16 protein-coding genes are annotated in these 14,338 nt (G+C 69.4%); 3 read left to right on the plus strand and 13 right to left on the minus strand.

Annotation, left to right across the window (positions count from 1 at the left end; translation table 11 throughout):
* Positions 1–2: 2 nt before the first annotated feature.
* The 5 genes from KCH48_RS29030 to KCH48_RS29050 form a co-directional block, all read right to left on the minus strand.
* Positions 3–743, minus strand: a complete 741-nt coding sequence (locus KCH48_RS29030; protein WP_307840973.1) for a Uma2 family endonuclease — start codon at positions 741–743, stop codon at positions 3–5.
* Positions 740–1,615 carry a hypothetical protein gene (locus tag KCH48_RS29035; RefSeq protein ID WP_246886029.1) on the minus strand — a complete coding sequence of 292 codons (876 nt, stop codon included), beginning with the start codon at positions 1,613–1,615 and terminating at the stop codon, positions 740–742. Before KCH48_RS29035 ends, KCH48_RS29030 begins: the two co-directional genes overlap by 4 nt.
* Before the next feature lie 223 nt (positions 1,616–1,838).
* Positions 1,839–2,381, minus strand: coding sequence for a DinB family protein (locus KCH48_RS29040; protein ID WP_210577859.1), 543 nt, complete (start codon positions 2,379–2,381; stop codon positions 1,839–1,841).
* 21 nt (positions 2,382–2,402) lie between these two features.
* Complete coding sequence (locus KCH48_RS29045) at positions 2,403–2,621, minus strand: DUF397 domain-containing protein (RefSeq protein ID WP_210577860.1); 219 nt, start codon at positions 2,619–2,621, stop codon at positions 2,403–2,405.
* The gene (locus tag KCH48_RS29050) at positions 2,605–3,444 is read right to left on the minus strand and encodes a helix-turn-helix transcriptional regulator (RefSeq protein ID WP_210577861.1); all 840 of its coding nucleotides are present in this window, start codon (positions 3,442–3,444) and stop codon (positions 2,605–2,607) included. Before KCH48_RS29050 ends, KCH48_RS29045 begins: the two co-directional genes overlap by 17 nt.
* A gap of 114 nt (positions 3,445–3,558) precedes the next feature.
* On the opposite strand from KCH48_RS29050, the gene KCH48_RS29055 reads away from it, so the two are divergent.
* Positions 3,559–3,951: a hypothetical protein gene (locus tag KCH48_RS29055; RefSeq protein ID WP_210577862.1), complete on the plus strand. Its 393-nt coding sequence runs from the start codon at positions 3,559–3,561 to the stop codon at positions 3,949–3,951.
* A gap of 32 nt (positions 3,952–3,983) precedes the next feature.
* Here KCH48_RS29055 and KCH48_RS29060 read toward each other — a convergent pair whose 3' ends face one another.
* From KCH48_RS29060 to KCH48_RS29085, 6 genes are all read right to left on the minus strand, one after another.
* Positions 3,984–7,181, minus strand: a complete 3,198-nt coding sequence (locus KCH48_RS29060; RefSeq protein ID WP_307840974.1) for a trypsin-like peptidase domain-containing protein — start codon at positions 7,179–7,181, stop codon at positions 3,984–3,986.
* A complete protein-coding gene (locus tag KCH48_RS29065) occupies positions 7,114–7,431 on the minus strand; it encodes a trypco2 family protein (RefSeq protein ID WP_210577864.1) in 318 nt (105 codons plus the stop codon). Before KCH48_RS29065 ends, KCH48_RS29060 begins: the two co-directional genes overlap by 68 nt.
* Positions 7,432–7,536: 105 nt before the next feature.
* Complete coding sequence (locus KCH48_RS29070) at positions 7,537–8,382, minus strand: aldo/keto reductase (RefSeq protein WP_210577865.1); 846 nt, start codon at positions 8,380–8,382, stop codon at positions 7,537–7,539.
* A gap of 9 nt (positions 8,383–8,391) precedes the next feature.
* Complete coding sequence (locus tag KCH48_RS29075; RefSeq protein WP_210577866.1) at positions 8,392–9,828, minus strand: PTS transporter subunit EIIC; 1,437 nt, start codon at positions 9,826–9,828, stop codon at positions 8,392–8,394.
* 16 nt (positions 9,829–9,844) lie between these two features.
* Positions 9,845–10,780, minus strand: a complete 936-nt coding sequence (murQ, locus tag KCH48_RS29080; RefSeq protein WP_210577867.1) for an N-acetylmuramic acid 6-phosphate etherase — start codon at positions 10,778–10,780, stop codon at positions 9,845–9,847.
* 83 nt (positions 10,781–10,863) lie between these two features.
* Positions 10,864–11,802 (minus strand): MurR/RpiR family transcriptional regulator, encoded by a 939-nt coding sequence (locus KCH48_RS29085; RefSeq protein ID WP_210577868.1) that lies wholly within the window; start codon positions 11,800–11,802, stop codon positions 10,864–10,866.
* Positions 11,803–11,858: 56 nt separating this feature from the next.
* Here KCH48_RS29085 and KCH48_RS29090 point away from each other — a divergent pair, with 56 nt between their 5' ends.
* Together KCH48_RS29090 and KCH48_RS29095 are read left to right on the plus strand one after the other, a co-directional pair.
* Positions 11,859–12,272 (plus strand): hypothetical protein, encoded by a 414-nt coding sequence (locus KCH48_RS29090; RefSeq protein ID WP_210577869.1) that lies wholly within the window; start codon positions 11,859–11,861, stop codon positions 12,270–12,272.
* The gene (locus KCH48_RS29095) at positions 12,269–12,547 is read left to right on the plus strand and encodes a DUF4031 domain-containing protein (RefSeq protein ID WP_210577892.1); all 279 of its coding nucleotides are present in this window, start codon (positions 12,269–12,271) and stop codon (positions 12,545–12,547) included. The genes KCH48_RS29090 and KCH48_RS29095 overlap by 4 nt, the downstream gene beginning before the upstream one ends.
* Before the next feature lie 25 nt (positions 12,548–12,572).
* On the opposite strand, the gene KCH48_RS29100 is transcribed toward KCH48_RS29095, so the two are convergent.
* Together KCH48_RS29100 and KCH48_RS29105 are read right to left on the minus strand one after the other, a co-directional pair.
* A complete protein-coding gene (locus KCH48_RS29100; protein WP_210577870.1) occupies positions 12,573–13,640 on the minus strand; it encodes a GNAT family N-acetyltransferase in 1,068 nt (355 codons plus the stop codon).
* 10 nt (positions 13,641–13,650) lie between these two features.
* Positions 13,651–14,313, minus strand: a complete 663-nt coding sequence (locus KCH48_RS29105; protein WP_210577871.1) for a hypothetical protein — start codon at positions 14,311–14,313, stop codon at positions 13,651–13,653.
* Positions 14,314–14,338: the final 25 nt, after the last annotated feature.

Below are 14,338 nucleotides of genomic sequence, written 5' to 3' on the forward strand. Positions count from 1 at the left end.
GGTCAGTCTGCGTAGTCCTTGAGCTTTTCGGTGTCGAGGGTGATGTTGACGGGGTCGGGTAGGTCGACGAGGGCTCCGTAGGGGTACGAGGGCCTCTGCTGGTAGGTGGAGTTCATCGGCTCGCTGAACACGGTGAGTGTGTCGACGTCCCGGTCGATGAGCAGGTAGACAGGGATGCCCGCCTCCGCGTAGCCGCGGACCTTGTCGATGCGGTCACGCCGGTCTGTGTCGCGGTCGTGGGAGGTGACCTCGATGACCATCAGGACGCCTTCCGGATCTGCCCAGTCGTCTTCCTGGGCGATGAAGTGATCCAGCGGTGCCAGCGCTCCGTCCGCACAGGCATGGCCCTTACGGTACGCGCCGATCTTGAGCTCTTGCTCGGGATACAGGGCCAGCTCGGGGCGCTGCACCATGAACAGCCGCGTGAGCCACACGACGATGGCCCTGTGTCGGTTGTCCGGCACGGGCTTGACCTCTAGCTTTCCGTCGATCAGTTCGAGCTTGACCCCTTCAGGGGCCTTGCGGGCCAGCTCTTCGAAGTCCTCCACGGTGATCCGGTCACCCTTGACGTACAGCCGCCCGTGGAGGAGTTCGAGCTGCACGTTTTCCGGAGCCTTGCGGGCCAGTTCCGCGAAGTCCTCGTTCGAGATCTGTGGGCGTTCGGCGGTGCCAGGGGTCATTACGTCGCCTCCTCCCCTCCATCGTGCCCCGACGTGGTGTCGTCGGACCGTGGGAGCGGTCATGTGAGCGTCCTCTCGTGTCGCCTTTGGGACATTGCGGCACGGATCTCTGCCGCTCGGGCATGGATTGCGGAGGCCGCCAGGGGCGCGTCGCGTTGGACAGAGGCGGGCTCACCCCGACACGCGCCGCAGATGCCGCCGGGCAGGGCCTCCGGCCGTCCCGGTGTCCCGCACTTGCCGCACTCCAGGACGCGGAGGGGCGGGCGTGCGGCCTCGGGCGGCGGTGGCAGCTTTGTGGTGAGCCGCCTGCGGACCAGGGCCGCCGGGTGGTGGACCGGGGTCGGCAGGCCGGTGGTCAGGGCGTGCAATACGGCCTCGTCGGTCGCACCCCGCGCGAACCACTCCGTCACCAGCGGAGCGAGGGCTGCGCAGTCGGCCTCGGAGAGGGACAGGACGGGGGCGGTGCGACCGAGGGCGGCGAGGAGGATGTGGGCGCGGGAACGGGTCGGGCGGGAGCGTTCCGGTGGCGCTTCCTCCGGTACGTCGCCGCGCGCGAAGGTCGCCCACCAGGTGTCGTCACGTGCGTTACGGCTGAACCACGTTCGGGTGATCCAGCGCTGGCTGCCGGAGTCGGCGATGTGCTCGCGCCCTCGGCGCAAGTGCCCTGCCTGCTGAAGGTTGTTGAGGGCGGTGCGCAGGGCGCATTGGCCGTACGGGAGCGTCTTGGCCAGCGTTTTTACGGAGATGTCGGCGCCGTCGGGGAGGCGGTCGATGAATGCGGCGATGGCGGCTTCGCGGGGTGGGAGGTGGGCGAAGTCGTGAGCCGTGCCGGGGAGTTGGTCAGGGGCGGAGCGTTTTCCGTAACCCGGATTGGCCATTGGGTGCGGGGAGGCGTGCGCGGGCAGGAAGGCAGCATTAAGCTTGGCGTCAGCCATGGGATCGGACCTCGTCAGCCTTCGATCTCGTTGGTTAAGCCCCCGCAGGTGTTGCTAGCACCTGGCGGGGGCTGTTTCGTTGTTCGGGACGCTAGACGATCGTCACGGTGCGTGGCAAGCCGAACGCGTCAAGTCAACACGCGGGGTGGGAGGGCGGGTTGAGGCCCTCCACCCATTCCTTGAAAAGAGGGCTTGGAGCTGGCGGCTTGAGCTTCGGGCCGGGTCAGCCCATGCTCTTCGCGCCGTCCAGGGACTCGCGGATGATGTCGGCGTGGCCGGCGTGCTGGGCGGTCTCGGCGATGATGTGCAGCAGCGTCCTGCGGGCCGACCATCGAGCGTCGGCTTCGAACCACGGGGCCTTGGGCAGCGGATGGGCCGCGTTCAGGTCGGGCAGGGCGGCGACCAACTCCTCTGTCCGGCGGGCCACTTCCTCGTACTCCGCCAGCACGCCCTCCAGCGTCTCGCCTGGCAGCATCCGGAACTCGTCGGCCCGTTGCGCCCAGTCGGCCTCGGTCATGGCGGTGAAGTCGTCCGTCGCCGAGGGGCCGTTCAGAATGAAGTCCACCCAGCTCCGCTCCGTCGACGCGACGTGCTTGATCAGGCCGCCCAGGCACAGTTCGCTGGCGGTGGTGCGCTGACCGGCCTGTTCGTCGGTGAGGTCGCGGGTGGTGAAGCGCAGGAAGTACCGCTGCTTGGCCAGCGCTTCCAGCAGGTCGGCGCGCTCGTCGGTGGCGGCGGCGGTGGCGGTGTGCGTGGTCTGTGTCATGACGGCCACGCTAGAGGGCCTTTAGGTCAGTTCCTGTCCGCGTTGAACCGCATTGACGAAGACCGACCAGGCCGACGCTCGGAATACGAGGTTCGGGGCTTGAGGGTTCTTGGAGTCGCGGACGGGGACGAGGGCGGGGAGGTCGTGGGTGACTTCGAGGCAGTCGCTGCCATCGCCGCCGCTGTGGCTGGACTTGTGCCAGATCGCCGTGCTCAAGTCGTAGTCAGGGGTGTTCCTCATGGGAGTAATCCTGCGCCAACGCCTCGATCAAGGCCAGGGACTTCTCCGGCGGGAGCGCGGAGGCCGTGACGAGTTCGAAGAGAAGCCTGTGGTGGGCGACAGTGGCCGGGTCGTCCTCCAGTTGCCCAGAGCCGACTCCTTCGTAGTAGATCAGCGGGGGAGCAGCATCGAAGTCCATCAGCTTCAGCGGACCCTGCATCAATGTGTGAGCGCCCGCATTGAACGGCAGCACTTGCGCGATGACCCGACCTCGGCGGGCCAGCCCGGCAATGTGGCGCAGCACCTCTGCCATCACCGCTCGGCCACCCGTTTCCCGGCGTAGTGCGGCCTCGTCAAGCACCACCCACAACAACGGCTTTGTCGGGTCATCGAGTAGACAGGTCCGCGCCATCCGATCGGCGACCAGTTTGTCGATGGTTTCGGCTGATCCCGTTGGGTCGTAGGCGCGGCACACGGCTCGTGCGTACGCGGGAGTCTGGAGTAGTCCTGGGATCAATGACGGTGCGTACTGGCGGATGGCCGTGGCCTCTGCCTCGGCTTCTACCGCTTGGGCGAAATACCTTGGATAGCGGGACCTGGCTGCCGCACCGCAGTTGCGCGTGAAGAAGTCCCCCGTCCCCAGCACTTCGTCCAACAACCGCGCATGATCCGGCTGCATCCTCCGTGTCCCGGCCTCCAGTTGGCCGATGAACGAGCCGCTGACGAAGACCCGGCCGCCCAGTTCCTCCTGGCTCAGCCCGGCCTTCTCTCTTGCGTGACGGAGTTCCGCGCCTAGCAACGCACGCGGCGACGACGACGGGTCGAGGTCCCTCGGTCCTGCCATGGCAACTCCCGGTTCGACAACAGAGGTTGTTGGGGCGCTCCGTATGGCCAGGTTAGGCAGGCGGCGGACACGTTGTGTCGTGAATCACGAACTCAACGTGAAGGAGGAGCAAGCGTGCGCTCGACCGAAGAAGTGGTGGCGACCTTGAAGGAGGCTCTCGTGGGTGTAGGCGTCCTGCTGCCGTCCCTGTGCGTGGACCCCGTCAGCGGCGCGAGCGATGAGCCGTTCGCCCTGGTCGACCTGGGGCGCTGCAATGTCCGTACCGCCGAGAAGCTGGCCTCCGTGCTGCGTGGGGAGAAGCCGGCGATCGGCACGCACGTCGTGGACGTGCGCAGCGGGCGTATCGGCGAGGTCATGGGACACGCGGGCGGCGCAGTGCGGTTGCGGCCGGTCGGGGGCGGGCGGGAGTGGGACTGCCCGCCCGATGCAGTGGGCCCCGCGCCGCGGGAGGAGGTGCTGCGGGCTCGGGTGCGGGGCGTCAACAGAGAGGGGAGGCTGCCCTGTTGAGCGCGGGCGTTGGGGCCGAGCCGGCGCTTCTGTCACCTTGAGTCTCTGTTGCGCCCGTTCCTGATCAACCATGCGGCCGCTCGGCAGCGATGGATGAGCCCGAGGGCGTTGTCGCGACGTAGCTCGCGAAGCATCGCCAGCCCTTGGGACGGGTTGTACAGAAGAAGTCGATGCGCTGCTGTCAGACGCTCGGAGGCGTGGAGGGTGGGGTCAAGAGAAAGAGCCCGGAAGAGTTCGGCGGCGCCCTCTGGATCGGTGAAGGCCACGCCTACTGGCGCTGCCACGCGTGCATGGCCCGCCAACGTGCTGTCCTGGGCGAGGGCGCGCAGCACTTCGGCGCCGTCGGCCGGATCGAGCCTGGCCAGCTCCCACGCTGCTTGCACCCGGTCGAAGTCCCTCAGGTCTCTGTCGTGGGCGAGGGCGCGCAAACGTTGGATGCCAGCCTCTGGATCGACCTTGGCCAGCACTTCCACCGATGCCACGAGGTGGAAGTGCCCCATGGACTCGGTGCGGGCGAGAAGATCGGCGAATTCGGTACCGGCCGCTGGATCGATCCTGGCCAGCGCCCTTGCCGCTTGCCCGCGCTGCGAGTCGTTCAGGGTGTTGTCCTGGGTGAGGGCGAGCAGGAGATCGGTGCAGTTAGCTGGATCCAGCTCTGCCAGGAACCACGCCGCCTCCGTTCGGTGGTAGCCGTCCAGGGTCCTGTCCTGGGCGAGGTTCCGGAAAAGTCCCGTGAGCCCGGCGGTTTCGATGTCAGCCAGGTCCTTTGCCGCCGCCATGCGGTAGTAGCCGTCCAGGGTGCTGTCGTGGGTAAGGCCCCGGAGGAGTTCGACGCCGCCGACTGAATCGTTCCTGGCCAGTACTCTCGCCGCCGCGAGACGGTCGTAGTCGTCCAGGGTGCTGTCGTGGACCGCCTGACGGGTTAGGTTCACGGCGCTCTGGATGATGTCCTTGGGCAGGGACGTTCCCAATCGCGCCTGGCCGATCAGAAACTCGAAGCCATCCAGTCCCGCACGCCGAGACGCCATCCGGCTCAGGAACTCCTGTTTCAGGGGGTAGTCGTCAGGTGTGACATCGAGGAGGAAACCGTCGAACATGTCGTAGATCGGCGGTCGCCAGTACCTGCTCAACCACAGCCACGGTCGTACTGCTGGGGCGTACGACCTCAAGGGGATGTAGCGGGCCGGGTTGATGAAGATCGCACGGAAGAAGCTGCGGAGTCTCTTTTCATCACTGGTGACGTGGAGAGCGGCGAAGTACTCGACGAACGTGTGGTGGGTGAAAACGAGGTCGTCGGAGCGGCGGGTCAGCAGGCCGGTGCCGCACAGGACCGACTCCAGGAAGTCCCGCCATCGGTGCTCCGGCACCGCCTCAGGGCGTTCGGCGCACTCGTGCTCCTGCACGATGTCCACGACGTGCCGCTCATCATCACTGGCGATCAGCTCGTTGCCCGCCAGGTAGGCGAGCAGTCTCTGGAGGCTCTGGACGGTGCGCTCCGCCTTGGCCTCGGCGTCGGAACCGTACTGCTTCATGGCGGCCTTGGCCTGGTGCACGGCTCCCGATGTGCCGACGGCGTACTGGCGTCCGTGCAGCAACTCCACGAAGTTCCGGTAGATCTCGCCGCGTCCACGGGGGAGCGGCCTTTCCGGAGCAGTGGCGTGGAGCTGGCAGAGCATGGACATCGTCAGCGGGACACGGGCCAGATCGGTCAGCCCGGCCGGGCCGAGGGCGCCCGTGAACCGTTTGGCGGCCTCATCGGGTTCGGTGAGTTCGAGGGCGCGGAACCAGCCGCATGCGATGCGTTCCAGCTCGTCGGGGTCGAAGGGCTCCAAGTGGTAACGCGGGACCTCCGGGCCGAGGACGCCGGTTTCGACTTCGGGCACGGGACGGGTGGCCACGATGAACGCGTACGGGTCACCGGCATGGGTCACGGTCTTCAGGACGTCCTCGCGGCCGTCGCGGCTCGTGACCTCGTCGAGACCGTCGACCAGTACCAGCCATCGCGTTCCACGTCGCGGTCGCCCCTCAAAGAAGTCGTCCGGCAGGGGAGCCGTGAGGCCGTACTGGCGAAGTTGGGCGTTGACCGTCTCGGCCAGGGCTCTGGTGAGCGGTGCCCCGTTCAGGGCGGCCGCGGGTACCAGGACCGGTACCGGGCTCGTGTCGGGGTCGTCCAGCCAGTCTCTGACGCCGTGGGCGAGGCGAGTGCGCAGCAGGCTGGACTTGCCGCCGCCCGGTCCCGCGACCACCAGGCGGACGCCGTCGCCGGTCAGGACCTCGTCGGCCGGTTGCTGCGGCGCCACGGTGAGCAGGCTCTCCGAGCCGAGTGCGGCGTCCTTGAGTGGCGGCTGCTGCCGTACGACCTGCTGCCGTACGTAGATGTTGGACAGCGGCGGCATCGTACCTGGGACCACTCCGGGGTACGGGTGCTGGGCGGCGGCGAGTCGAGCGGAGCGTAGGTAACGCTCCAAGTCGTCCCCGTCGTCTGCACCCCCAATGCGGACCAGCCGCGGGGGGCCGTCACCGTAGCGTGACAGCAGTTCGGTGAACGCGGGGTCGTCGGTGAAGGCGCGGGCCGGGCACGCATGCAGGCGGCGGTTCTCGAACGCCGCGTCGTCGTGGATGACGACGCCGATGAGATGGTCATCGCAGAAAACCGCGCTGCCGGAGGCGCCCGACCACGGCTGCCCGCCATCCGTGCGTACGCCTGGCGCGGGGCCCTGGTCCAGGACGTACCGGTCCTGGGGGCCGACGCCGCCAGCCAGCGGGGGCAGCTCGCCTCTCATGTGCTCGACGCTGTGCCGCCCGTCCCTGACGGACGCCGAAGGGAAGCCGAGTGCGTTGTAAGGCAGGGGGGCCGTGCCGTTGGGGCAGCCCCAGCGAACCGCCGGTCCCGGTACCTCGACGGTGTCCGTGAGCAGCAGCAGGGCGACATCACGACCGTCCGGGTGCGTCCAGCACACCGACGCCCGACTGCTGCGTACATCATCGTCTTGGGGATGCCCCACGCGCGTGTCGATCCGAGGCCACGGAGCAGCATGCCTCTGCTCGACCACGTGCCGGGCGGTGAGCACCAGACGTGGTGCGATCAGGTATCCGCTGCCGATCCGGCGGAACCCGGTGTCATCGCCACCTCGGATGAGGACGAGCCTCCGACGGTCCAAGTCAGGCCTCGTCGTTCCATGAACCCGACTGCCGATGGCCGATTTCGGGGTTGGTTCCGCCGGTGGCACGGTCCTTGATCTGCAACTTCAGCGTCAGCCTGTGTGAGCGGGAGGAAGAGTGTCCGGCGCCCGCGCTTGCCGTGGCCACCCCGAACTGCAGTTTCCCACTGCCATTGACGTCGTTGCGCAGCTCCAGCAGCAGCTCCAGCTCGGCTTCCTCGATTTCAAAGGCGAACTGCTGCTGGGCGCCCTGGGCCTGGGCCTGGTAGAGCTCCTGCCGCAGTTCCTCGATGGCTGCGGCCAACCCGATCGACGCCATGGCTGCTCCCCGTGAACGTTGTGGCCCAGGTCTTCCAGGCCGCGTGGGCAGCAGTGTGTCAACTGTGGTGCGCCGCACCAATATTGCTGACATGGATTGCCGAGGTCACGGGTTACCGGCGTGGAGCTTGTCCAGGCGTGTCATCTGCTCCTCCGTGAGTTCCAGTTCCGCCGCCGCCACGTTCTCCTCCAGGTGAGCCGTCTTCGCCGTTCCCGGAATCGGCAGCATCACCGGCGAGTGTGCGAGGAGCCAGGCCAGCATCACTTGCGTTGCCGTGGCGTCGACTTCTGTCGCTACGGCGGCGATCTCGGCGGTCGTGGCCGATGTGCCGTGGGCGACCGGGCGCCAGGGGAGGAAGGCGATGCCCGCTGCCTCGCAGGCCTCCAGGACGGGTTCGTGCTCGCGGTCGAGCAGGTTGTAGCGGTTCTGGACGCTGGCGATGTCGGCGACGGTTCGTGCCTCGGTGAGTTCGGCGACTGTGACCTCCGACAGGCCGATCCGGCCTACCTTGCCCTCGGTCACCAGCTCGCCGAGTGTGCCGACCTGGTCGGTCACCGGGATCTTCGGGTCGATGCGGTGGAGTTGGAGGAGTTCGATGCGGTCGAGGCGGAGTCGGCGCAGGGCCGCGTCGACGCCCGCGCGTAGCCCGGCGGGGCTGGCGTCCTGCTGCCACTCGCCGTCGACTTGGGAGATGCCGACCTTTGTGGCTACGAGGAGGTCGTCCGGGTATGGGTGCAGGGCCTCGGCTAGCAGCTCCTCGTTCGCGCCCCAGCCGTACATGTGGGCCGTGTCGATCAGGGTGACGCCCAGTTCGACGGCCCGTCGCGCGACCGCGATGGCGGCGGCGCGCGCATCAGCCGGGTCTGTCGGCAGGTGCATCGCCCCGAATCCGAGTCGGCCCACCTCTAAGTTGCCGCCGATCTGAAATGTGGTCGTTGCTGCGGAGGACATGCGGTCACGCTACTCGGTCATCTGCGGGTCCGTTGTGGCTTGTCGCGCAGTTCCCCGCGCCCCTTCGGGGGCGCTCAAGCCGCCGAACATATACGTGGCCGCGAACCCAACCCCGTACCCCGTCACCAGGCCGCCCGCGTAGATCGCCACCGTCACCGCCCACCCTCCATCCCCCGCCAGCAGCGGAAACAGTGCCCAGCCCGACGGGCCGATCGCCGTCGCCCCGACCCCCTCCCCGAGCATCGCGAACAGGCCCACGAAGCCGCCGCCCGCCGCCCCGCCCACGCAGGCGGTCAGGAACGGGCGGCCCAAGGGGAGGGAGACGCCGTAGATCAGGGGTTCCCCGACGCCCAACAGCCCTGCGGGGAGGGCCGACTTGATCGTCGTACGGATGGAGGTGTCGTGGCGCAGCCGGACGTACACCGCGAGGGCCGCGCCGACCTGGCCCGCGCCGGCCATGGCGAGGATGGGGAGCAGGGTGGTGTGGCCCTGCTGGTCGATCAGCGTCACATGGACGGGGATGAGGGCCTGGTGGAGGCCGAGCATGACGAGGGGGAGGAAGAGGCCGCCCAGGATCAGGCCGGCGAGCGCGCCGGTCGTCGTGAGGAGCCAGTTCGCGGCGGTGCCGACGGCGGTGGAGATCTCGCCGGCCGCGTACATGAGGCCGTAGAGCGTGGCCAGGCCGGAGATGAGGACGGTCAGGGTGGGGGTTACCAGGACGTCGAGGGTCTCGGGGACTCGGGTGCGGCACCACTTCTCGATGTACGTCCCCAGCAGCGCCGCCGCCAGCGCGCCCAGCACTCCGCCCTGGCCGGGAGCGAGGGTGACCCCGAAGGCCGTCACCTTCGCCACTCCGGGATATACGACGATCGCCGCCACCGCCCCGCCCAGCACCGGTGTGCCGCCGAACTCCTTCGCCGTGTTGTAGCCGACGAAGACCGAGATCAGGGCCATGAAGGCGGCGGCGATGGCGGTGAGGGCGGGGGTGAGGCCGGGCAGCCAACCGGCGTTCAGGAGCAGGCCGTTGACGCCCGCGAGGATGCCGCAGCCGATGAGGGCGGGGATGAGGGGGACGAAGATGTTCGCGATGCGGCGGAGGGTCTGTTTGAGGGGGGTTGCGTTGCGCTCACGCTGGGCTTCCTTCAACTCATAGCCCTGTACGGCTAGTTGAGCCGCCGACGTCACCAGCGCATCGAACTCCGGCGTCACCCTCGCCACCACCCCCGGCCCCAGCACGATCTGGTACGTGTCGTCGTCGGCGACCATGCCCAGGACGCCGGGCACGGCCCGTACGGCTTCGTCGTCGACCAGGGAGCGGTCGGCGAGGCCCAGGCGGAGGCGGGTCATGCAGTGGGCGACGGAGGTGACGTTCGTGGGGCCGCCTACCAGGGGGAGGAGGGCGGCGGCCGTGGTCGCGGGGGTGTGTGGGGTGTGCGGGGTGTGCATGCGGTGAGCGTGCGGGCTAGCCCTTCGCCGCCGCCAGCGCGGCGCGCAGATGGCCGCCGGACTCCTCCAGAAGGCGGGCGGCCGTCGGGCCGTCTGCGCCGGTGAGGATGGTCAGGATCGCGTTCTTCACCTCGCCGTCCGTGGCGGCGAGCGCGGCCTCGATCTCCTCGTCCGACGCGCCGGTGGCGAGGGCGACGATACGGCGGGAGCGGGCGCGCAGCTTCTCGTTCGAGGCGCGTACATCGACCATCAGGTTCCCGTACGTCTTGCCCAGCCGGATCATCGTGATCGTCGACAGCATGTTGAGCACGAGTTTCTGCGCCGTGCCTGCCTTGAGGCGGGTGGATCCGGTCAGCAACTCCGGCCCTACGACGATCTCGATGCCGTGATCGGCAGCCGCCGCGAGCGCGCTGTCCGCGTTGCACGCCAGGCCGACGGTCAGCGCCCCCAGCTGCCGGGCGTGCTCCACGGCGCCGACGGCGTACGGGGTGCGGCCGGACGCGGAGACGCCGACGACCGTGTCGAGCGCGGTCAGGCCGAGCCCGTCGAGGTCCCGTCTCGCCAGCTCGGCGGAGTCCTCGGCGCCCTCGACGGAGGTGACCATGGCCGCAGGGCCGCCCGCGATCAGGCCCACGACCTGGGAGGGGTCGGTGTTGAAGGTGGGCGGGCACTCGGAGGCGTCCAGGACACCGAGGCGGCCGGCGGTTCCGGCACCGGCGTAGACGAGCCGGCCGCCACGGGCCATCCGTTCGGCCACGGCGTCGATGGCGGCGGCGATCTGCGGGAGTTTCGCGGCGACGGCGGTGGGGACGGTCGTGTCCTCGCCGTTCATCAGCCGCGCGATCTCCAGGGTCGGCAGCTGGTCGATCTCGGAGAGTTCGGGCCGGAAGGCTTCCGTGGTCAGCGATTCCAACTCGGCACGGACGTCGCGCTGGGGAGAGGTGGAGGTCATGAGGGGGCGGCTCTTTCACTCAAGGGTCACTCGAGGGTCACTTAAGGATCAGGGGCACTCAAGGATCAGGGGCGGACCTACGTCTACCGCGAACCGTTCCGATGCCGATGCGCCAGCGCCTCATACGACGCCGACAACGCGGGCGCAGCCGTCTCGTACGTCCGCTGCGCGACCCCGATGAACAGGCAGTCCACCACGAGGAGCTGACTCGTGCGGGACGACATCGCAGCCGGCCGCAATTCACTCTCCCGGGCCGTGGACGTCGTCAGCACATGATCGGCGTACTGCGACACCGGACCGTCCGGCCGCCCGGTGATCGCGATCGTCGTGGCCCCGTGCTCGAACGCGACCCTGAGCGGCTCGATGACGTCCCCCGTGGACCCGGAGTGCGTGATCGCGATCGCCACGTCACCGCCGCGCAGCTGCACCGCGTTCGTCACGGCGAGGTGCGGATCGCTGTGCGCGTGGGCTATCAGGCCTATCCGCAGCAGCTTCTGGGTGAGGTCCTGCGCCACCAGCCCGGACGCCCCGACCCCGTACACATCGGCCCGGCGCGCGGAGGCCAGCGCCGACACCGCCGCGCCCAGCTGCACCGTGTCCAGCCCGGCCGCCGTGTCCGCGAGGGTCTGCTGCTCGTCGTAGGCGAGCTTGGCGACCACGTCGGCGATCGGGTCGTCGACGGCGATGTCGGTGGTGAGCGCGGGGGCCCGCCCGGACTGCTGCTGGGCGGCGAGCCCGGCGAGGGCGAGGCGCAGATCCCGGTAGCCGGGGTATCCGAGCAGACGGGCGGTGCGGACGACGGTCGCCTCGCTGGTGCCGGTGAGTTCGGCGAGGCCGGTGACCGTGAGGGCGGCGCAGCCGGCCGGGTCCTGGGCGACGGCTTCGGCGACGCGCTGCATGGAACGGGTCATCGAGGGGGCGAGGGTGCGCACCTTGGCCGCGAGAGCGGCGGGCGCGGGGGGCGCGCCGCCAGGTCGGGTGCCGTTGCCGGTTCCGAAAATTTCCTTCACTTCCTGGGTCACTCTTGAAAGATATTTTCGGCTCGGCGTGATGGTCAAGAGTGCGCACAATGGGAGACATGGATCCCACCGACTCCCCCGACTCTCCCGGCTCCTCTGTCAGCCCCCTGGAGCAGGCGTTGCACGCGGCACGCGCTCTCGTGCTCGCCGACCTGGTCGCGGGCGATGTCGCCGAGGCGGACGTGGTGTCGCTGGTCGAGGAGTCCGTCGTACAGCGGCGCTGGTGGGTGGAGCAGTGGCCGGAGGGCGCGGTGTTCGTGGCCGGGCTGATCGCCCAGGACGTCCAGGACGCGCTGCTGGAGCGGTACGGCCGCTGGCCCCTGTGCCCCGTCTGCGGCTCCGGCGACCCGCACGCCCTCGACGTAGAACCGGAACTGGGGCCCGACCCGCACTGGGTGTGCCACAAGGCGGGCGTGAAGGTCGCCTCCGTCGGCACCCTCGGTTCATGCGCCGGCGGGACCGCCTCGTCGTGACCCTCTACATCGACCCGCCCACCTGGCCCGGCCACGGCCGCATGTGGTCCCACCTCGTCAGCGACGTCTCCTACGACGAACTCCACACGTTCGCCGAGGGCTTGGGCGTACCCCGCCGCGCCTTCGAACGGGATCACTACGACATCCCCTCGCACCGTTACGCGGACGTGGTGGCCGCCGGGGCGGTGGAGGTCAGCAGCCGGGAGGTGGTGCGGCTGTTGCACGGGGCGGGGTTGCGGCGGCCGAAGGGGCGAGGTCAGCCGAGCAGCTCGTAGCGGTCGGCCGCGCAGCTCGTAGCGGTCAGCCGCGCAACTCGTAGACGAACAACTCCTCGTCCTCACCGACCTTTTCGAATCCGGCGCGGGTCACGACACCCTGCGACGGCAGATTGCCCTGGTCGACCTTCGCGATGATCCGCCGGACGTCGTCCCGGGCCAGGGCCCACGCCGACAGGGCGCGCAGCGCCTCCGTGGCATACCCATGGCCGCGGCCGCCCTCGACCAGGTCGTACCCGATCTCCACCATGCCCTCGTCGTCCGGCGCCGCATGAAAGCCCATCGCACCGACGGCACGCCCGTCCTCCCGCCGCACCAGCACGAACACCCCGAACTCGGGCCGCAGCAGCCCCTCTTCATACGCCTTCACCAGCATCCCGGAGGCCACGCGGGTGCCCTCGAACGGCTCGCCGTCGACCCACTCGAACCCGCCGTCACCCCCCGCGTGCAGGTCGGCGGCGGTCGCGGGGGTGACACCCTCGAGGGTGAGGCGGTCGGTGGGGAGGGCCAGGTTGTTGTGCCAGCGCCACTGGGTGACGGGTGCGCGGCCGGGCAGGTCGCCGCGGCCGGTGGCCCACAGCAGGGTGGGCCAGGGCGCGGGGCCGGGGCGGACATCCGGGAAGAGCGTGGTGAGGACGGACTCACAGAGCTCGGCGGGTGCTTCGTACGACAGGCCGAGCCCCTCGGCGATGTCATGCGTGTGCAGAAGCACCTCCGCGATCCCCATCGCCGCGAAGCCTTCGCGGTTCGCGCTGCGGAAGGGGTACGGGTGGAAGGCGCGCACCTCACGGGGCGTGCTGCGCAGGGTGGCCGCGAACAGCGCGCCGGACGTCTCGATCACCTCCAGGACGCCGTCGTTGTCGATGCCCTCCTCGGGCACGATCTCGAACGGGACCCACCGGTCCCGCGCGCGTCCGGCGAGCTGGCCCGCGTACGCGATCAGATCCTCGGCGACATGGAACGCGGTGCCGCGGCAACTCCAGCTCATCCGACCCGCCTTGACGCCTTCCCAGTCCCGGTCCGTGGCCGTCCGCAGGAGAGCGACGCAGCTCGCGACGGCTTCCTGTACTTGATCCCCACCCGTGTTCCGCATGCCGTGCACGCTAAGCCGACGGAGGCCGGCCGAGCGACAGCATTTCCAGCTCCGACCGCAGGTTGTAGCGCGCCGTCGCCTCCCACTCCCGCTCCCCGTGCGGCGTGTGGAACAGACGGGGCAGGTCGAGGAGCTGGCGGAGGATCGCCGAACGGCCCTCGCGGAAAGCCTCGTTGGGGACGAAGTGGTACTCCTCGCGGACGGCCGCGGTGTAGGCGGCGTACGCAGACGGCGGCGACGCGAGGATCGCCAGGTCCGCGTCGCACAGCACCTGCCCGTCCCGGTCGTCGCCGGCCGGGGCGTGGGTGACCGTGAGCCGGACCAGCCGGGCGACCTCCGCGGTCTTCGCCGCGGACAGACCGGCCTCGGGCAGCGCCCGCTCGGCGAGCCGGGCCGACCGCTCCTCGTTCTCGGACCGCTCGGGCAGGTACACCGCGTCGTGGAACCACGCGGCCAGACGTACGACGTCCGGGTCCGCCGCGTGCTTCTCCAGCACGTCGATGTGGTCGAGGACCGCGGCGAGGTGCTTCAGCGTGTGATAGCGGCGCTGGGGTTCCTGCCAGCGGGTGAGCAGATCGTCGGCGTACGGCGCCGGGTCGGGCGAGTCCACCGGGGCGCGGGCCGCTCGCAGGGCGTCGGCGAAGCGGGCGGCGAGGGCTTCGAGATCGGACATGTACGCCATTCTCCCGTGACGTGGG

The organism is Streptomyces sp. GESEQ-4, assembly GCF_017948455.1.
Classification (GTDB): Bacteria; Actinomycetota; Actinomycetes; order Streptomycetales; family Streptomycetaceae; genus Streptomyces.